The sequence below is a fragment of the Klebsiella sp. BIGb0132 genome, assembly GCF_024810075.1.
GTDB lineage: Bacteria > Pseudomonadota > Gammaproteobacteria > Enterobacterales > Enterobacteriaceae > Klebsiella > Klebsiella terrigena.
In genome coordinates this window covers 382,811-401,371 of sequence record NZ_JANUDW010000002.1, presented here as the reverse complement: position 1 = coordinate 401,371, position 18,561 = coordinate 382,811, and the positions used below count along the sequence as shown (strand labels likewise).

Genomic DNA, 18,561 nt, shown 5'->3' with positions numbered 1-18,561 from the left:
GTTTCAGATTAAGGAAGTTCCGATGTTTGATTTCTCAACGCCCGTCGATCGCCACGGTACCTGGTGTACGCAGTGGGATTACGTCGCCGACCGCTTCGGCACCGCCGACCTGCTGCCCTTTACCATCTCCGACATGGATTTTGCCACCGCGCCCTGCATTCTTGACGCCGTCAGCCAGCGCCTGGCCCACGGCGTTTTTGGCTACAGCCGCTGGAAAAACGACGAGTTCCTCGGCGCCGTTAGCCACTGGTTCGCCAGTCGTTTTCAGAGCCCTGTCGAGAGCGATGCCATCGTCTACGGGCCATCGGTGATTTATATGGTGGCGGAAATCCTCCGCCAGTGGTCCGAGGTCGGCGACGGCGTGGTGGTGCATACGCCGGCCTACGATGCTTTCTATAAGACCATTGCCGGCAACCAGCGCCGGCTGGTCCCGGTCCCGCTCGTCGCTCACCCCGGCCAGTGGCGCTGCGATATGGCCGAGCTGGAGCGGGCGCTGGCCGAGCCGCGCAATAAAATCCTGCTGCTCTGCAGCCCGCATAATCCCACCGGCAAGGTGTGGAGCCGCGACGAGCTGGCGACGATGGCCCAGCTCTGCGAAAAGCACGGCGTCAAGGTTATCAGCGACGAAATCCATATGGATATGACCTGGGAAAACCACCGGCATACGCCGTGGTGCGACGTCGCCCGCGGCCCGTGGGCGCTGTTTACCTCTGCGTCAAAAAGCTTCAATATTCCGGCGCTGACCGGCGCCTATGGCCTGATTGACGACGTTACTACCCGCGAGGGCTACCTCAACGCGCTGAAATCGCGGGATGGCCTCTCCTCGCCCTGCGTCCCGGCGCTGGTTGCCCATATTGCCGCCTATCGCGAAGGCACCGGCTGGCTGGACGCGCTGCGGGCCTATCTGCAGGAAAATCTGCGCTATATTGCCCGCGAGCTGAATCAGGCTTTCCCGCAGCTGAACTGGCAGCCGCCGGAGGCGACCTATCTGGCGTGGATTGACCTACGGGCGCTCAAGGTTGACGACAGCGCCCTGCAGCAGGCGTTAATCCACGAGCAAAAGATTGCCATCATGCCGGGTTCGACCTACGGCGAGGAGGGCGTGGGGTTTGTGCGCCTCAACGCCGGGTGTCCGCGGGTGAAGCTTGAGAAAGGGGTTCAGGGGCTGATTGCCGCCCTGCGTTCGCTGACGTAGCGCTTCACGAAGCGTTACGCCAGGCGCCGCGTAACGCTCATCCACGCGACCTCACAGGCCCTGTAGATTAACCGGCGCGAAGCTGAAGCGAAAGCGCATCTCCATGTTGTTGTACGGTTTATTCTTTTCAAACTCCCACTGCGCCATCGCCTTCACCACCGCCTCGTCAAACAGATAGCGGGGCTGTGAATCCGTAATCCGCAGCTCCTCAACTTTGCCCTGCGCGTTGACATCATAGACAACCTGAACGTAGCCCGTCAGACGGTTGGCGTAAGCCACAATCGGATAGACCGGCTGGCTCTTTTTCAGCAGTTTCGGCTGCGCTAATGGCTTTTTAACGCCGTCGGTCGCGCAACCCGACAGCAGCAACAGCAGCAGGCCCGGTACCAGCAGTGCGCTGAGTTTCGTCATTCCATAGCTCCTTATTGAGAATCCCTCTCAATAAGATAGCGCAGGCCGGCGCGGCGGTCTTCTACCGAAAATAATAGCTGACGTCTAAAGATCGTCCCGCCGCCGAAAGGCCAGATACCCGGCGCCGACCGTAAAGATGCCGACAATGAGCACCAGCAGCATAAAGCCATGATGGTTGGCCGACAGCGGGATGCCGCCGACGTTCATGCCAAAGAAGCCGGCCACGATGTTAATCGGCAGCGCCAGGACGGTAATCACCGTCAGGGTATACAGCGTGCGGTTGCTTTGCTCCATTTGCCTGGCGGTAATCTCTTCCTGAAGCAGGCTGATGCGCTCAATCAGGCCAGATAAATCATTCAGCACCACGGTAAACTCCTCCGTGAACTGGCGAAACTCCTGAACTACCGCCCGGTCAATCCATGCCGGAGGGCGATTCAGCAGACGGAACATCGCCGCCGGTTCCGGCGCCAGCAGGCGCTGAAAGCGCAGCAGCATGCGGCGCAGGCGCGCCAGATCGGCACGGTTGCGCTGAACGTGGTTGCTGAGCAGCCGCTCTTCGATGGCATCAACGTGGCGGCTGGCCTGCCTGACCACCTGCTCCAGCACCTCCTCCTGCTCTTCCAGCAAAAAGGCCAGCAGCTCGGTAGAGGAGTTTACCTTTAGCGCTGCCAGTCGCGGCAGCATCCACTCAATAAAGCGCAGCGGCTTATAGCGCGCCGTCACCACCAGCTTCTGGCTGCAGTAGAGCCACAGCGTTGATGTTTCAGAGGTGGTCTCTTTGGGGTTAAACAGCACGTCGTTGAGAACGGCAAACAGGCTGTCGCCCTGGCGTTCGATGCGCGTGGTGTGGGAACCATCGCGGATCTCCTCAAAGAAGAAGTCGTCGACGGGAAAATGCGCCATCAGCCATTTTTCGGCAGTGGCATGATTCAGGTTGAGGTGCAGCCAGACGAAATCATTTTCGCCCACCAGCTCATGATATTCGGCGCAGACCTCATTCGAGGATATTTTTCGCGGCGCGTTATCTTCACGGAACAGATAGCCATAAACCAACCCGGACACTTCCATATCAAAATCGGGCTTTAACATTTTTAACGTAACGTCTTGACTCATATATCCCTCAGGATCTCATTGAGCAGTATTCGGGCCCGAACGCGGTCATCTTTCGCTATTTTAGCCACCTTGGCAAGGTTAATGATTTGGTCATAAAACGGTAGCCTGAATGACATATTTTCTTTATCCCGCGGGCGCTAATTGTGAGCAGGAAAAATAGGCCTTTTGATCCCGTCGAGCGTTTTGTCATGACCACCAGCGTATTATCCCCTGCTCTTAAACCCCGTCGGGGGTGATTTACCTTCTGAGTTCAGAGGCCTCTCTATGACATGGCAGCAGTTCAAACAAACCTACCTGATTAAATTCTGGGCACCCGCTCCGGCGGTTATTGCCGCAGGTATTCTTTCGACTTATTACTTTGGTATTACCGGCACCTTCTGGGCCGTTACCGGCGAATTTACCCGCTGGGGCGGGCAGCTGCTGCAGCTTGCCGGCGTGCACAGCGAGCAGTGGGGCTACTATAAGCTCATCCATCTTGAGGGAACGCCGTTAACCCGCATCGACGGAATGATGATTATCGGCATGTTCGGCGGCTGTTTTGCCGCCGCGCTGTGGGCGAATAACGTTAAGCTGCGCATGCCGCGTAGCCGAATCCGCATTATCCAGGCCGTCGCTGGCGGTATTATTGCCGGCTTTGGCGCCCGTCTGGCGATGGGCTGTAATCTGGCGGCCTTTTTCACCGGGATCCCCCAGTTCTCTCTGCACGCCTGGTTTTTCGCTATCGCCACCGCTATCGGCACCTGGTTTGGCGCCCGCTTCACCCTGCTGCCCATTTTTCGCATTCCGGTCAGGATGCAGAAAGTCTCCGCGGCCTCGCCGTTAACCCAAAAGCCTCAGCAGGCCCGGCGCCGTTTTCGCCTCGGTATGCTGGTCTTTTTCGCCATGATAGCCTGGGGTCTGCTGACCGCGGTCGACCGGCCGAAGCTGGGGCTGGCTATGCTCTTTGGCGTCGGTTTTGGCCTGCTTATTGAACGGGCGCAGATCTGCTTCACCTCGGCGTTTCGCGATATGTGGATAACCGGCCGGACCTATATGGCCAAAGCCATTATTTTCGGCATGGCCGCCAGCGCAATAGGCATCTTTAGCTACGTGCAGCTCGGAATGGAACCGAAGATCATGTGGGCCGGCCCCAATGCGGTCATCGGCGGTCTGCTGTTCGGCTTTGGGATCGTTCTCGCCGGAGGCTGTGAAACCGGCTGGATGTATCGCGCCGTTGAAGGCCAGGTTCACTACTGGTGGGTCGGTCTGGGCAACGTTATCGGTTCAACCATTCTGGCCTACTTCTGGGACGACCTGTCGCCAGCGCTGGCCACCCGCTGGGATAAGGTCAATCTGCTGACCACCTTCGGTCCTTTCGGCGGCCTGCTGGTCACCTATCTCCTGCTGTTTATCGCCCTGATGCTGGTCATTGCCTGGGAAAAACGCTTTTTCCGTCAAAAATCCGCCGCCCTTGCCGGCGCTAAGGACACCGCATGAAAACTATCGTTCCTGATTACCGCCTCGATATGGTCGGCGAGCCCTGCCCCTATCCTGCCGTCGCGACGCTTGAAGCAATGCCGTCCTTGAAGAAGGGGGAAATTCTCGAAGTGGTCAGCGATTGCCCGCAGTCGATCAACAATATTCCGCACGATGCGAAAAACTACGGCTACACCGTTCTGGATATTCAGCAGGACGGGCCGACCATCCGCTATCTGATTCAGAAATAGGTCGGTAAAAACGGCAGGTCGCCGGCCTGCCGTTCGGCCAACAAAGCAGCGAGGCCAGAAGGATAAGCGGCTATTTTTTGGCTACGATATGATTTCGATCGCGATTCCCACGCATTATTTCGCCCGCAGGGTAATTCGCCTGGCGAACGGACGTCAATAAGACGCCACGCGTGCGGCAACCTCGCCGTACAGCGACCCGTCCCCGTTCCCCCGCGGTTTACCTGAAAGCTATTTGTAATACAATTATCCTACTTTTAGTAGGAGGTACGTAATGAACATATTTCAGGCCCAGCCCCAGGATGTCGATAAAATTCTGCCGCTGTATCTTGGCTATCGTAATTTTTATCAGGTAGAAGCCCAGCCGGTTCAGGCCCGTGAGTTTATTCTCAAACGTTTAGAGCTGAATGAATCAGTTATCTTTTTCGCGGAAGTTGACGGCCAGCCCGCCGGCTTCGCGCAGCTCTATCCGCTGTTCTGCTCATTAGAAATGAAGAGGATCTGGCTGCTGTACGATCTCTACGTCGATGGCAAATCGCGCAAGCACGGCGTCGCGCAGAAGCTTATCGAGCGCGCAGAGCAGCTGGCGAAGGAAACAGACTCAGCCTTTATCATGCTCAGTACCGCCACCGACAACGCTCCGGCGCAGGCGCTGTACGAACGCAACGGTTTCGTGCGCGATACGGACTTTTTTGTCTACAATAAAATGCTCAATAAATAAGCGACATTCGGTATCAGGGCGTGGCCCTGATACCGAAAAAGAGATTACCAGCCTTTAACCGCATCGCCTTTATACTGCTCCTCTGCAGCCGCCGCCACCTCATCGGTTTGATACGCCTTGACCAAATTTTTCACCTTCTCGCTGTCTTTATTATCGATGCGGCTGGCAAAAATATTGACGTACGGCGAGTGCCTGTCTTCGACAAACAGCCCGTTACGGCTCGGCGACAGTCCAACCTGGCTGGAAAATGTGGTGTTGATAATCGCGAGGGATATTTGCCTGTCGTCCAGCGCGCGCGTCAGCTGCGGGGCCTCAATCTCAACAATTTTTAAGCGCTTCGGATTGTTGACGATATCCAGCGCCGTCGGCAGCAGGCCGGTGCCCTCTTTAAGGGTAATCAGCCCCTGCTTTTGCAGCAGAAGCAGCGAACGGCCAAGGTTAGTCGGATCGTTCGGCACGGCAACCTGCGCGCCGTCCGGCAGCTGGTCGATAGCGGTAATCTGCTTCGAATAGGCGGCGATGGGGTAAACGAAGGTGTTCCCCACCGCGACCAGCTTATAGCCGCGCTCCTGAATCTGCTTATCCAGATACGGCTTATGCTGAAAAGCGTTGATGTCGAGATCGCCATTATTGAGCGCCTCGTTCGGCAGGACGAAGTCGTTAAAGGTCACCACTTCGACGTCGAGGTTGTACTTCTCTTTCGCCACCTTTTGCACCACCGACCACACCTGCTGGTCAATACCGGCGCTGATCCCCACCTTGATATGATTAGGATCCCCTCCCGCGGGGCCGCAGGCGGTCAGCAGCAGAGAGCCGGCAACGGCCAGCGAAACAGCAAATTTTTTTAGCGTGAATACCATAGTCCCAGAGTCCTTTTTAAAATAGCCTGCCATTCATTGCAGGAAAAGTAGCACCTGGAACTATAGAAAATCCCATCGCCAAAATTAAATACTGATTCACTATGATTAATAGCGTTTTGCTATGAGCGCGGAAGGCAGACTGCCGTTGGCCCACACGCTCTGCGGCGCGGCCGACGCTGAACGCTAAACGCTAAAATAGCAAAACCCCGGCGATGGCCGGGGCTGGATGTACGGTTGCGGTTCGCACTGAAGACTGCCAGATGCGCGAGCATAAGCGCCCAGCGAGCATTTGAATCCTGCCGTGGTGGAAGCTGGCACCGTCGCACAGATGTTAAAAGACCCCTTGCGGGGCCTTTTGATTAATTGCGTAATCCAGATACGGCGGCTTTTGCCGAAATATAGGGGGCAATATTATCAAATGTAATCATCGAAGATTTACAAAAGATACATTTCGCACCGAATGGATTGCTTTCAGATACATCATAGTTTGATGTTCTGTACTGTGACCCATGGCAGCATGGGCACCTGAAATGAATGTGGTCAGTCATGATGTTAGCCTTTTATTTGCTACAACATTCACTACCGCAGGGGCATTTAGCCATATTTAACTGAAGGTTCTTCTTGACCTTCAATGACAGCGGAAATCACTGTTCGAATGGTTGGTAAAACAAAGACGTCATTGTCATTATTTCTTAACGATAAATCTGAAAATCACTTCAGATCAAACCATGTTACTTTATCAGCGATTATTTTGGATGTTGTTAGTTTTTAATTTGCCCGCAGGCGTACGAAATACAAAAATTTACACAATGTAAAACAGTGTCCTGTTTCAGGAGGCGGTCACTCCTTTTACGTACGTTAGCTCAGGGTGATGATTAAGTTGCATCAGCCCACAGAACTCTTCACGCTACAGCACAACATACGGCATTCAGCCTGCTGAAATTTCAGACAAAAACCAATCTACCGCATCGATTAAAGCCAGCAGATACTGCCGACTTAGCTCAACCGCTCGCATTTTTTATCAATCTGACTACTCGGGATTACACCGTCATCGTTATCGCAGATTCATAAAAACGCAAAATTAATTAGTCGCGCAGAACGACATTACCGGCAGCAGGACCTTTGGCGCCGCTCTCGATAGTGAATTCGACCTTCTGCCCTTCAAATAAAGTTTTAAAGCCATCACCCTGCAGCGCAGAAAAATGCACGAAAACATCTTTGCTGCCGTCTACTGGAGAAATAAAGCCGAAACCTTTACTTTCATTAAACCATTTTACTAAACCAATCATCTTACCAGACATAAGTATTATCCCAATATTCAAAGCCTTGCGGCGAAAAAGTTCGCATCACAGAAATTAATTAATAACGATAAGGAGGCTCGAAAAAAGGATTATTTAGGAATAACGCTTGAGATGAGGACTGCTTTACTAAACCGCTTTATTGGTTCTGTGTACCAAACCGACCTGCTATTGATCACATAGATAACCATTGATAGCAAGCATTATTTTCTGTTCCCACCGAGAAGCCATGAATATTTAACGCAACCTGCAGGTAAACTGCTGCTCGATGATCAGGCTTCCCCACTGATCGCCCTGCCACTCTTTGGCCAGCGTAAAGCCAAACGATTCATATAGCCGACGCGCGGCCGCAAGCTTATTGAAGGTCCAGAGCTGAACGGAACTGAAGCCGCTCTCTTCACAGAACCTCATCGCTTCGGCGATAAGTTTTCTGCCCGCTCCGCTGCCGCGGCATCCGTCATCGAGGATGAACCAGCGCAGATGCGCTTCGCCGTTGCCAAGATCCTCGCCGTCAATCGCCACAGAGCCCACGATGCGCCCGTTCAACACGGCCAGCCATATCTGATTACAGGCTTTATCCAGACGGCCCGCAAAATCAGCCAGGCCAGCGGCAACTTTGGATTCAAAGAAAACGCCGAAATGGTGCTCTCTGGCATAGTAGCTACCGTGCATTTCCGCGATGCGCCCGATGGTGCCGGGGTGATAGCCGGTAATAATTTCAAGCGAATCCCGGGCAGCGATCTCGCTGTTTTCGCGACAGGCGGCCAGGGCACTGGCGTAGTATTTAAGCCCTTGTGACACGGTCTGCTGCTGATGGGGATTCATTTTTTTCAGCGCGGCGATCGCCCGTTCGCTACCGTACTGATTAATTTTCGCCACCGTTTCCCGGCCTTTTGCCGTCAGGCCCAGGTGTTTGACCCTCGCATCCTTCGTCGACGGCACCTCTTCCAGCTCGTTGGCGCTGACCAGTTTTGCCAACATGCGGCTAACGCTGGACTTCTCAAGCCCCAGAATCTGCACCAGCTGCGCCGCCGTCATTTGGCCCTGCGCATGCACTTCGAGCAGAGTATGCACTATCGAGGGGGAGTATGGGCTCGCGGCCAGAGTGTTGTTCATGAATCCGAGCTCCCGCACCATCTGCCGGGAAGCCACGCGTATCTCTTCAACGATCTGCATTTCAGTATTCATAAAACCGCCCTGACAACATAGTTGTACAATACAACCATAATCACCAGCGTGCTGTCAACGCCCTCACCGGCGCCGCGATTGCTGAAAATGCGCGCGCAGGCAGAGATAGACGCGCGGCAAAGGCGGGGACAAAATCGCCATGCGGGATCTTAAACAGAGCCAGCGGTTCCCACAGCGCCGCCAGATGCTTGTATAGACAGGATTTTTTCAATACTTTTAAACAGTTATAACCCTGTTGTATAATGATGTGCACTTTTACTAAAAAATGAGTGCGACCATGATTGATTCAACTTTGCCATTAACCGACATTCATCGCCATCTTGACGGCAACATCCGGGCCCAAACGATTCTCGATCTTGGCCGCCAGTTTAACATCGCGCTCCCGGCAACCACCCTCGATACCCTTCGTCCTCATGTCCAGGTCACCAGCAACGAACCCGATCTGGTGAGCTTCCTTGCCAAGCTTGACTGGGGCGTAAAGGTGCTCGCCTCGCTGGAAGCGTGCCGTCGCGTCGCGTATGAAAACGTAGAAGACGCGGCGCGCAACGGCCTGCACTACGTTGAGCTGCGCTTTTCCCCGCGCTATATGGCGATGACCCACCAGCTGCCGGTCGACGGCGTGGTTGAGGCGGTCATTGCCGGCGTGCGCGACGGGAGCCGCGATTTTAACGTTGAAGCGCGGCTGATTGGTATTATGAGCCGCACCTTCGGCGAGGCCGCCTGCCAGCAGGAGCTTGACGCGCTGCTTGCCCATCGCGACGGCATTACCGCGCTCGACCTGGCCGGTGATGAGCTCGGCTTCCCGGGTACCCTGTTTATGCAACACTTCACCCAGGCCCGCGACGCCGGCTGGCGCATTACCGTCCACGCCGGAGAAGCCGCTGGCCCGGAAAGCATCTGGCAGGCCATTCGTGAGCTGGGCGCTGAGCGTATCGGACACGGAGTCAAGGCTGTGCAGGATCCGGCGCTGATGGACTTTTTAGCCGAGCAGCGTATCGGGATTGAATCCTGCCTGACTTCGAATATTCAGACCAGCACCGTCGCGTCGCTGGCCGAGCATCCGTTAAAAACCTTCCTCGAGCACGGCGTGCTGGCCTCGATTAACACCGACGATCCGGCGGTACAGGGCGTCGATATTATTCATGAATATAACGTTGCCGCCCCGGCTGCGGGTCTCAGCCGCGAGCAAATCCGCCAGGCGCAAATCAACGGTCTGGCGCTCTCCTTCCTCAGCGCGGAGGAAAAAGCGGCGCTGATCCAGCGCGTGCAGCGCGTCTAGGTTCCTGCCCGGCAGCAATCCTGCCGGGCGTCTCATCTTAAATCAGACCTGTTAAATCAGGCCTGTTAAATCAGACATAGCGTCGCCCGATGCTTTGCTGATTCAATCCCCAGCTCAATCAGCTCCATAATCTGAATAGCCTGACTCGCCGGTACCGGATTCTCGCCATTCCCGTTTAGCGCATCGCGGATGGCGGCATAGTACGCCGGATAATGGCCGGGCAGCGTAAGCCAGCTCTCCTCGCTGCGATCCTCCCCGTCAACGCGCGTCAGAATGCCATCGCGCATATCGTACCCCCAGTCCTCCTGCGGAAGGCGCTCGCCGTTTTTTAGCCGCTCTTCCTGCGGGTCGAGGCCGTATTTGATATAGCTTCCCCGCGATCCGTGCACGATAAAGCGCGCCGTTTCCGCCGCCGCCAGCATAGTGCCGTGGAGGATCACCCGGCGCTGCGGGTAAACCAGCACCGCATGGAAATAGTCGGTAGACTGCGCCCCCGGGCGCAGCTGGGCGAGATCAACGGTCATGCTGACCGGCAGGCCAAACAGGCAGATCGCCTGATCGAGAAGATGGGGGCCAAGATCGAACCAGATCCCGCTCCCCGGGCCGCCCCGCTCCCGCCAGCGGTCGCGTATCCGGGGACGATAGCGGTCGAAGTGCGATTCGAAATAGCAGACTTCCCCCAGCAGCCCTTCGTTAATCAATGATTTAACGGTCAAAAAATCGCTGTCCCAGCGGCGATTGTGGAACACCGAAAGCAGCCGTCCCCGGCTCCTGGCAACGGCATCCAGCTCCCGGGCCTGTGACAGTGTCACGGTAAAGGGTTTATCCACCACCACGTGCTTTCCCGCCTCCAGCGCGGCCTTTGCCAGCGGAAAGTGGGTATCGTTCGGCGTAGGGATCACGATCAGGTCGATGTTGGGGTCGTCGAACAGCTGGCGGGGTTCGGCCACAACCGGCACCGCTGGCCAATCGATCCGCACCTTACCTTCATCGCTACTCGACACCGCGGCAAGCGTCATTCCCGGCGTACCGCTTATCAGCGGCGCATGGAACGTTTTACTGGCGTACCCGTAGCCAATTATTGCGACGCGAATATTGTCACTCATCTTGCAACCTCTCTGGCGAAAAGTTCGGGAATTCACCATAACTATAAGACCCAAACGTCTTATTAGCTTTGCTTATGCATTATCGACCGCTCACTCTTGCACCAGTCGTGAAAACTTCGCCAGCTAATGCTTGCGTTGTTCGCGGCATTTAGTAACATTTAGCTCTGTTTTAACTTTAAATAGCAGAATTATGTCAGCCGTTTTCAGCAGAATTGTAGAGCTTATAGGTTGGGTTGTTCTTGGCGTTTCGGCCCTGCTTTTGGTTATCGCGCATCACATTGATAACTACCAATCCCCGCCTCCCGCTAATGTTGTGCAGACAAAATAGCGTTAACGCTAAAGAGTGACCCGCTTCGCAAGTATGCAACCGGTTTCTGAAACCGGTTGCATCTCCGTATAACCCTTTATTACACTCTCCTTATCATTTGCTAAGGAGCTTTTCTCATGGCCGCATTTCCGCAAAATTTTCTATGGGGCGCCGCTACCGCAGCCTATCAGGTTGAGGGCGGCCACGATGCCGACGGGAAAGGGCCGTCGATCTGGGACATCTACTCTCACCAGCCGGGCGCTACTTTCCAGGGAACCAACGGCGACGTCGCCGTCGATCACTACCACCGCTTTCGCGAAGACGTCGCGCTGATGGCCGAAATGGGCCTGCAGAGCTACCGTTTCTCCATCTCCTGGCCGCGCCTGCTGCCCGGCGGCCGCGGCGAGGTCAACGAAGCCGGCGTTCAGTTTTATAGCGATCTGATCGACGAGCTGCTGGCGCACAATATCGAGCCGATGATCACGCTGTACCATTGGGATCTGCCGCAGGCGCTTCAGGATGAGGGCGGCTGGGAAGCCCGCAGCACGGCGGAGGCCTTCGCCGAATACGCGCGCCTGTGCTACACGCGTTTCGGTTCTCGGGTCAAGCTGTGGGCCACCTTTAACGAGACCATCGTTTTTATTGGTCATGGCTACATTAACGGCTGCCATCCGCCGGCGGTGCGCGATCCGGCCCGCGCCATTCAGGCCTGTCACCACGTCTTTGTGGCCCACGCGATGGCGATTAAAGCGTTTCGTGAAATGGGTATTAAGGGTGAGATTGGCTTCGTCAACGTTCTGCAGCCGCATACGCCGCTCACCGATAGCAAAGAGGATCGCCTGGCGACCGAGATGGCTGACGCTATCCATACCCACTGGCTGTACGATCCGGTGTTAAAAGGCACCTATCCCGAAGGGCTGCTGCAGCAAACCCAGGCGCTGTGGGGCGTGCCGCGCTTTGCCCCCGGCGATGACGCGCTGCTGCGTGAAAACCACAGCGATTTTATCGGCCTGAACTACTATCGCCGCGAAACCGTTTCAGCCCATCCGCAGGAAGGATTAAGCGGCGGCGAGCCTGGCGTTGAGGGGCTGTTCCACTTCGTGCGTAATCCGCAAAGCACCTATACCGAATGGGGCTGGGAAATTTGGCCCCAGGGGTTAACGGACGGCATTATGATGATCAAGGAGCGCTACGGTGATATTCCGATTTACATCACCGAAAACGGCCTGGGCGCCAAAGATCCGATTATTGACGGCGAAATTGTCGACGATCCGCGTATCGACTATCTCAGCGCCCACATTAGTGCGCTGGAAAAAGCGATCGACGCCGGCGCCGACGTACGCGGCTATTATCCCTGGTCATTTATCGACCTGCTGAGCTGGCTGAACGGCTATCAGAAACAGTACGGCTTCGTTTTTGTCGACCATCAGCAGGGGCTCGCCCGCAAACGGAAAAAGAGCTATTTTTGGTATCAAAACGTTATTGCCAGCCGCGGCCAACAGCGTTAATCTTCTCCTCCAGGCGCCGTCCGGCGCCTGATTCAGCGCTAGAATATTCTTAAATTTCTTGTTACTACACCAGGAATGTAATCAGTTCTTGTCTTTAGTATTTACAACCGAAATAATTCCGCCCAGGCACCGCTAATAAGGTGCCGCTGGTTTAGAGCAGGTTTACTGAAAGTTGGTAATATTCGACTTAGAGGCGATCCCGCCGGGTAACGGTGCCGCTGTTTGTGATACCGGGAGCGTGGAACAACCGCAGCGCGCGCGAAGTGCGTGAGGATGTGAGCACGGCCCTGGGCCAAAATGGCAAATCAAATAACCTAATGGGACAGGCTCATATTTATTCCGATTATAAAATGGATACGCAAATGACCGTTCAGGACTATTTATTAAAATTTCGTAAAATCAGCTCGCTGGAAAGTCTGGAAAAGCTTTTTGACCACCTTAACTACTCCCTGACCGATAACGAAGAGATTGTTAATATGTACCGCGCCGCTGACCATCGCCGGGCCGAGCTGGTTTCTGGCGGTAAACTGTTCGATATTGGCCAGGTTCCCAAGTCCGTCTGGCGTTACGTGCAATAAAAACTGTTCTGAAGCACGCCAGTTGCTTATACTCCCGCCCTTGATTTTGATCCGTACCTGAACAGGTTGAGCGCCGGCCCGCCGGGCGAGCAGCGCGAATGTACAGACGCTTGCGCAGGCATGCGCGCGCAGCCTGACGCTCAACGGGTATTTCACTGGCGTTAAATCCGGGAGAAAGTATGTCCTCTGACTCTGCAGAACGAATTGGCGGATGGCTGCTGGGGCCGCTTGCGTGGCTACTGGTTGCGCTGTTAAGCGCTTCGCTATCGCTGCTTATCTTTGCCAACGCGCTCATGGCGCCCCAAACGTTCTCCTTGCTGAGCGCAATGAGCGCCGGGAATCTTATCCTGTGGATTGCATCCCTGCTGTTCGCCGTCGCCATGTGGTACTACACCCTGTGGCTGACGCTGGCCTTTTTCAAACGGCGGAAGGTGGTGCCGAAGCACTATATTATCTGGCTGCTGATCTCTCTGCTGTTGGCGATTAAAGCTTTTGCCTTTTCGCCAATATCGGACGTTCTGGCCCTGCGCCAGCTGCTGTTCCCTCTTCTTGCTGCCGCGCTGCTGGTTCCTTACTTCAAGCGCTCCGAACGGGTTAAGCGGACCTTCGTCAATCCGTAATAACCCCACAGTTAACCTGTTGTCGCCGGTATCGTTTTATTCGATAATAGGCGGCTTTTTCCGTTTCAGGTCGAATTGATGGCTGATTATTTACTGCTCTTTATTGGTACCGTCCTCGTTAACAACTTCGTGCTGGTGAAGTTTCTTGGACTGTGTCCGTTTATGGGGGTTTCCAAAAAGCTGGAGACCGCCATGGGAATGGGGCTGGCCACCACGTTTGTGATGACCCTGGCCTCTATCTGCGCCTGGTTGATTGATACCTGGATTCTTATTCCGCTGAATCTGGTCTATTTACGCACGCTGGCTTTTATTCTGGTCATTGCGGTGGTCGTACAGTTCACCGAAATGGTGGTGCGCAAAACCAGCCCGGCGCTGTACCGCCTGCTGGGTATCTTCCTGCCGCTGATCACCACCAACTGCGCCGTGCTCGGCGTTGCGCTGCTGAATATTAACCTTGGGCATAATTTTTTGCAGTCCGCGCTGTACGGTTTTGCGGCGGCGGTCGGCTTCTCTCTGGTAATGGTGCTGTTTGCCGCCATTCGCGAGCGTCTGGTGGTTGCTGATGTCCCGGCGCCGTTTCGCGGTAACGCCATTGCGCTGGTGACGGCAGGTTTAATGTCGCTGGCATTTATGGGCTTTAGTGGTTTGGTGAAGTTGTAATATGAGCGCTGTCTGGATAGCCGTCGTTGCGATCAGCCTTCTCGGGCTGATTTTCGGCTTAATTTTGGGTTACGCCTCCCGCCGCTTTGAGGTGGAGGACGATCCGGTCGTTGAGAAGATCGACGAACTTCTTCCGCAAAGCCAGTGCGGCCAGTGCGGCTACCCCGGCTGTCGCCCCTATGCGGAAGCGGTCGGCCTGCAGGGCGAGAAAATCAACCGCTGCGCCCCCGGCGGCGAAGCGGTGATGTTAAAAATTGCCACCCTGCTGAACGTCGACCCGCAGCCTGCTGACGGCGATGCTCAGGAGGCTGAGCCCGCGCGTATGCTGGCGGTCATCGACGAAAAGAACTGTATTGGCTGCACGAAATGCATCCAGGCCTGCCCCGTTGACGCCATTGTTGGCGCGACCCGCGCGATGCATACGGTGATGAGCGACCTCTGTACCGGCTGTAATCTTTGCGTCGCGCCCTGCCCGACGCAGTGTATAGAGATGGTTCCGGTTGCGGCGACCACTGAAACCTGGAAGTGGGATCTACACACCATCCCGGTGCGCATCATTCCTGTGGAACAACATGTTTAAGCTATTTTCCGCGTTCAAAAAAGACAAGGTCTGGGATTTCAACGGCGGTATTCATCCCCCGGAGATGAAAAACCAGTCAAACGGTACGCCGCTGCGCCAGGTCTCCCTTGCGCAGCAGTTTGTTATTCCGCTTAAGCAGCATATTGGCGCAGAGGGCGAGCTTTGCGTGCAGCCCGGCGATCGCGTCCTGCGCGGCCAGCCGCTTACCCGCGGCTGGGGAAAAATGCTGCCCGTTCACGCCCCGACGTCGGGTATCGTCAGCGCCATCGCTCCGCATTCGACGGCGCACCCCTCCGCGCTGGCGGAGATGAGCGTTATCATTGATGCCGATGGTGAAGACCGCTGGATTGAACGCGACGGCTGGAGTGACTACCAGAGCAAATCCCGCGAAGAGCTTATCGAGCGCATCCACCAGTTCGGCGTGGCCGGGCTGGGCGGCGCCGGCTTCCCGACCGGCATCAAGCTGCGCGGCGGCGGCGACAAAATCGACACCCTGATTATTAACGCCGCCGAGTGCGAGCCCTACATTACCGCCGACGATCGTCTGATGCAGGACTGTGCGGCGCAGATTATCGACGGCATTCGCATCCTGGCCCATATTTTACAGCCGAGCCAGGTGCTGATCGGCATTGAAGACAACAAGCCGCAGGCAATCTCCATGCTGCGTGCGGTACTGAGCGATGCGCACGGCATCTCCCTGCGCGTGATCCCAACCAAATATCCCTCCGGCGGCGCGAAGCAGCTGACGCAGATCCTCACCGGAAAGCAGGTGCCCCACGGCGGCCGCTCTTCCGATATCGGGATCCTGATGCAAAACGTCGGCACCGCCTACGCGGTTAAACGCGCGGTGATCGATGGCGAACCGCTGACCGAACGCGTGGTGACCTTAACCGGGGAAGCGGTTTCGCGCCCGGGCAACGTCTGGGCCCGGCTGGGCACGCCGGTACGCCATCTTTTGGATGATGCCGGTTTTTGCCCCAGCGCTGAGCCGATGGTGATTATGGGTGGCCCGCTGATGGGCTTTACCCTGCCGTGGCTCGACGTGCCGGTGGTCAAAATTACCAACTGCCTGCTGGCCCCATCGGCCAGTGAAATGGGCGAAGCGGAAGAGGAAAAGGGCTGCATTCGCTGTAGCGCCTGCGCCGATGCCTGCCCTGCCGATCTGCTGCCGCAGCAGCTGTACTGGTTTAGCAAAGGCCAGCAGCACGACAAGGCCACGACCCACAACCTGGCCGACTGCATTGAGTGCGGCGCCTGCGCCTGGGTCTGCCCGAGCAATATTCCGCTGGTGCAGTACTTCCGTCAGGAGAAGGCCGAGATCGCGGAGATTCGCCTGGAAGAGAAGCGTGCGGCGGAAGCCAAGGCTCGTTTTGAAGCACGCCAGGCGCGTCTGGAGCGCGATAAGGCCGCGCGCCTCGAGCGGCATAAACAGTCCGCCGTGCAGCCCGCCGCCAAAGATAGCGCGGCGATTAACGCCGCCCTCGCCCGCGTGCGTGAAAAACAGCAGGACGCGGCGCAGCCGATCGTCATTCAGGCGGGCGCTAAGCCGGACAATAGTGAAGCCATCGCCGCGCGCGAAGCGCGTAAAGCGCAGGCGCGCGCCCGTAAAAACGAACTGGCTGAGTCCGCGCCCAAGCCGTCGGCCGACGCAGATCTCGACCCGCGCAAGGCCGCGGTAGCAGCCGCCATCGCCCGCGCTAAGGCCCGCAAGGCCGAGCAGCAGCAGGCGGAGGCCACTACTGCCGCCCCGGAAGCCGAAGCCGTCGACCCGCGCAAGGCCGCGGTAGAAGCCGCTATCGCCCGCGCCAAGGCCCGCAAGGCCGAACAGCAGCAGGCGGAGGCCACTACTACCGCCCCGGAAGCCGAAGCCGTCGACCCGCGCAAGGCCGTGGTAGAAGCCGCTATCGCCCGCGCCAAGGCCCGCAAGGCCGAACAGCAGCAGGCGGAGGCCACCGCTGCCGCTCCGGAAGCCGAAGCCGTCGACCCGCGCAAGGCCGCGGTAGCAGCCGCCATCGCCCGCGCCAAGGCCCGCAAGGCCGAGCAGCAGCAGGCTGAGGCCACTACCGTCGCGCCGGAAGCCGAAGCCGTCGACCCGCGCAAGGCCGCGGTAGAAGCCGCTATCGCCCGCGCCAAGGCCCGCAAGGCCGAACAGCAGCAGGCAGAGGCCACTGCCGTCGCCCCGGAAGCCGAAGCCGTCGACCCGCGTAAGGCCGCAGTAGAAGCCGCGATCGCCCGCGCCAAGGCCCGCAAGGCCGAGCAGCAGGCGGCCGACGTCGGGTCCGCCGCCAATGACGATCCGCGCAAGGCTGCAGTTGCCGAAGCAATCGCCCGAGTTCAGGCCAGGAAAGCATCCCGGCAGGCAGTTAACGAGGATTAAATGGTTTTCAGAATCGCAAGCTCTCCCTATACCCACAACCAGCGTCAGACCTCGCGGATTATGCTGCTGGTGCTGCTCGCCGCCGTGCCCGGCATCGTGGTGCAGACCTGGTTTTTCGGCTGGGGCACCGTGCTGCAGCTTATTCTCGCCGCCTTAACCGCCTGGGGCACCGAAGCCGCTATCCTCAAGCTGCGCAAGCAAAATGTTGCCGCCATTCTGGCCGACAACTCTGCGCTGCTGACCGGCCTGCTGCTGGCCGTCAGCATTCCGCCCCTTGCCCCCTGGTGGATGGTGGTACTGGGTACCGCCTTTGCCGTGATCATCGCCAAGCAGCTGTACGGCGGGCTGGGGCATAACCCCTTTAACCCGGCCATGATTGGCTACGTGGTGCTGCTGATCTCCTTCCCGGTGCAGATGACCTCCTGGCTGCCGCCGCAGGAGATTGCGGCCCACATTCCAGGCTTTAGCGACGCGCTGCGGGTCATTTTCACCGGCCACACCGCCGCCGGTGGCGATATGAACGCCCTGCGTCTCGGGGTCGACGGTATCAGCCAGGCCACGCCGCTGGACACCTTTAAAACCTCGCTGCACGCGGGCCACGAGGTGAAGGAGATCCTCCAGTACCCGATTTTTGGCGGCGCTCTGGCAGGGCTTGGCTGGCAGTGGGTGAATATTGCTTATCTGGTCGGCGGGCTGTTCCTGCTGTGGCAGAAGACGATCCGTTGGCATATCCCGCTCAGCTTCCTGCTGAGCCTGGCCGTCTGCTCCACGCTCGGCTGGTTTTTCTCACCGCAGAGCCTGGCCGCGCCGCAGATACATCTGCTGTCCGGCGCCACCATGCTCGGCGCGTTCTTTATTCTGACGGATCCGGTAACCGCCTCCACCACCAACCGCGGGCGCCTTATTTTCGGCGCCCTGGCGGGCCTGCTGGTTTGGCTGATTCGCAGCTTCGGCGGCTATCCTGACGGCGTAGCCTTCGCCGTGCTGCTGGCGAATATTACCGTTCCGTTGATTGATTACTACACGCGGCCCCGCGTGTACGGCCACCGCTGAGGAC

General features: G+C 57.0%; 20 protein-coding genes. 13 read left to right on the top strand and 7 right to left on the bottom strand.

Annotated features, from left to right (window positions below; all coding sequences use genetic code 11):
* Positions 1 to 22 precede the first annotated feature (22 nt).
* Positions 23 to 1,195: a MalY/PatB family protein gene (locus M2416_RS08805; protein WP_259223360.1), complete on the top strand. Its 1,173-nt coding sequence runs from the start codon at positions 23 to 25 to the stop codon at positions 1,193 to 1,195.
* Between the two features lie 51 nt (positions 1,196 to 1,246).
* Here M2416_RS08805 and M2416_RS08800 read toward each other — a convergent pair whose 3' ends face one another.
* Positions 1,247 to 1,606, bottom strand: coding sequence for a TonB family protein (locus tag M2416_RS08800; protein ID WP_259223358.1), 360 nt, complete (start codon positions 1,604 to 1,606; stop codon positions 1,247 to 1,249).
* A gap of 84 nt (positions 1,607 to 1,690) precedes the next feature.
* Positions 1,691 to 2,719, bottom strand: coding sequence for a CorA family divalent cation transporter (locus M2416_RS08795; RefSeq protein ID WP_259223356.1), 1,029 nt, complete (start codon positions 2,717 to 2,719; stop codon positions 1,691 to 1,693).
* Positions 2,720 to 2,983: 264 nt separating this feature from the next.
* Here M2416_RS08795 and yedE point away from each other — a divergent pair, with 264 nt between their 5' ends.
* The 3 genes from yedE to M2416_RS08780 all read left to right on the top strand — a co-directional run bounded on the left by yedE (position 2,984) and on the right by M2416_RS08780 (position 5,143).
* Positions 2,984 to 4,195 (top strand): selenium metabolism membrane protein YedE/FdhT, encoded by a 1,212-nt coding sequence (gene yedE / locus M2416_RS08790; RefSeq protein WP_041145812.1) that lies wholly within the window; start codon positions 2,984 to 2,986, stop codon positions 4,193 to 4,195.
* The gene (yedF, locus tag M2416_RS08785) at positions 4,192 to 4,425 is read left to right on the top strand and encodes a sulfurtransferase-like selenium metabolism protein YedF (protein ID WP_041145813.1); all 234 of its coding nucleotides are present in this window, start codon (positions 4,192 to 4,194) and stop codon (positions 4,423 to 4,425) included. The genes yedE and yedF overlap by 4 nt, the downstream gene beginning before the upstream one ends.
* Positions 4,426 to 4,696: 271 nt before the next feature.
* Positions 4,697 to 5,143: a GNAT family N-acetyltransferase gene (locus M2416_RS08780; RefSeq protein WP_259223353.1), complete on the top strand. Its 447-nt coding sequence runs from the start codon at positions 4,697 to 4,699 to the stop codon at positions 5,141 to 5,143.
* A 44-nt stretch (positions 5,144 to 5,187) separates the two neighbouring features.
* On the opposite strand, the gene metQ is transcribed toward M2416_RS08780, so the two are convergent.
* From metQ to M2416_RS08760, 4 genes are all read right to left on the bottom strand, one after another.
* Positions 5,188 to 6,003, bottom strand: a complete 816-nt coding sequence (gene metQ / locus M2416_RS08775; RefSeq protein WP_259223351.1) for a methionine ABC transporter substrate-binding lipoprotein MetQ — start codon at positions 6,001 to 6,003, stop codon at positions 5,188 to 5,190.
* 359 nt (positions 6,004 to 6,362) lie between these two features.
* Positions 6,363 to 6,551 carry a cold shock small protein YmcF gene (ymcF, locus tag M2416_RS08770; protein ID WP_071844929.1) on the bottom strand — a complete coding sequence of 63 codons (189 nt, stop codon included), beginning with the start codon at positions 6,549 to 6,551 and terminating at the stop codon, positions 6,363 to 6,365.
* Between the two features lie 537 nt (positions 6,552 to 7,088).
* Positions 7,089 to 7,304, bottom strand: a complete 216-nt coding sequence (cspA, locus tag M2416_RS08765) for an RNA chaperone/antiterminator CspA (RefSeq protein ID WP_076946813.1) — start codon at positions 7,302 to 7,304, stop codon at positions 7,089 to 7,091.
* Positions 7,305 to 7,538: 234 nt separating this feature from the next.
* Positions 7,539 to 8,489, bottom strand: coding sequence for a bifunctional helix-turn-helix transcriptional regulator/GNAT family N-acetyltransferase (locus M2416_RS08760; RefSeq protein WP_259223346.1), 951 nt, complete (start codon positions 8,487 to 8,489; stop codon positions 7,539 to 7,541).
* A 277-nt stretch (positions 8,490 to 8,766) separates the two neighbouring features.
* Between M2416_RS08760 and add the strand changes: the two genes are divergently transcribed.
* Positions 8,767 to 9,768: an adenosine deaminase gene (gene add / locus M2416_RS08755; protein ID WP_259223343.1), complete on the top strand. Its 1,002-nt coding sequence runs from the start codon at positions 8,767 to 8,769 to the stop codon at positions 9,766 to 9,768.
* Positions 9,769 to 9,833: 65 nt separating this feature from the next.
* Here the strand turns inward: add and M2416_RS08750 are convergent, their stop codons facing one another.
* Positions 9,834 to 10,874: an oxidoreductase gene (locus M2416_RS08750; protein ID WP_259223341.1), complete on the bottom strand. Its 1,041-nt coding sequence runs from the start codon at positions 10,872 to 10,874 to the stop codon at positions 9,834 to 9,836.
* Positions 10,875 to 11,064: 190 nt separating this feature from the next.
* On the opposite strand from M2416_RS08750, the gene blr reads away from it, so the two are divergent.
* The 8 genes from blr to rsxD all read left to right on the top strand — a co-directional run bounded on the left by blr (position 11,065) and on the right by rsxD (position 18,557).
* Positions 11,065 to 11,202 carry a division septum protein Blr gene (gene blr / locus M2416_RS08745; RefSeq protein WP_076946809.1) on the top strand — a complete coding sequence of 46 codons (138 nt, stop codon included), beginning with the start codon at positions 11,065 to 11,067 and terminating at the stop codon, positions 11,200 to 11,202.
* A 116-nt stretch (positions 11,203 to 11,318) separates the two neighbouring features.
* A complete protein-coding gene (locus M2416_RS08740) occupies positions 11,319 to 12,689 on the top strand; it encodes a GH1 family beta-glucosidase (RefSeq protein ID WP_259223339.1) in 1,371 nt (456 codons plus the stop codon).
* A 362-nt stretch (positions 12,690 to 13,051) separates the two neighbouring features.
* On the top strand, positions 13,052 to 13,267 hold the full coding sequence (ydgT, locus tag M2416_RS08735) for a transcription modulator YdgT (RefSeq protein WP_041147653.1): 216 nt from the start codon (positions 13,052 to 13,054) through the stop codon (positions 13,265 to 13,267).
* Between the two features lie 179 nt (positions 13,268 to 13,446).
* Positions 13,447 to 13,887: a DUF2569 domain-containing protein gene (locus M2416_RS08730; RefSeq protein ID WP_045858531.1), complete on the top strand. Its 441-nt coding sequence runs from the start codon at positions 13,447 to 13,449 to the stop codon at positions 13,885 to 13,887.
* A 78-nt stretch (positions 13,888 to 13,965) separates the two neighbouring features.
* Positions 13,966 to 14,547 (top strand): electron transport complex subunit RsxA, encoded by a 582-nt coding sequence (gene rsxA / locus M2416_RS08725; protein WP_025710820.1) that lies wholly within the window; start codon positions 13,966 to 13,968, stop codon positions 14,545 to 14,547.
* A 1-nt stretch (position 14,548) separates the two neighbouring features.
* Entirely contained in the window at positions 14,549 to 15,127 is a 579-nt protein-coding gene (gene rsxB, locus M2416_RS08720; RefSeq protein WP_041145822.1) for an electron transport complex subunit RsxB, read from the top strand.
* Entirely contained in the window at positions 15,120 to 17,504 is a 2,385-nt protein-coding gene (gene rsxC / locus M2416_RS08715; protein ID WP_259223336.1) for an electron transport complex subunit RsxC, read from the top strand. Before rsxB ends, rsxC begins: the two co-directional genes overlap by 8 nt.
* Positions 17,505 to 18,557, top strand: coding sequence for an electron transport complex subunit RsxD (gene rsxD / locus M2416_RS08710; RefSeq protein ID WP_041145824.1), 1,053 nt, complete (start codon positions 17,505 to 17,507; stop codon positions 18,555 to 18,557).
* The last annotated feature ends 4 nt before the right edge of the window (positions 18,558 to 18,561 follow it).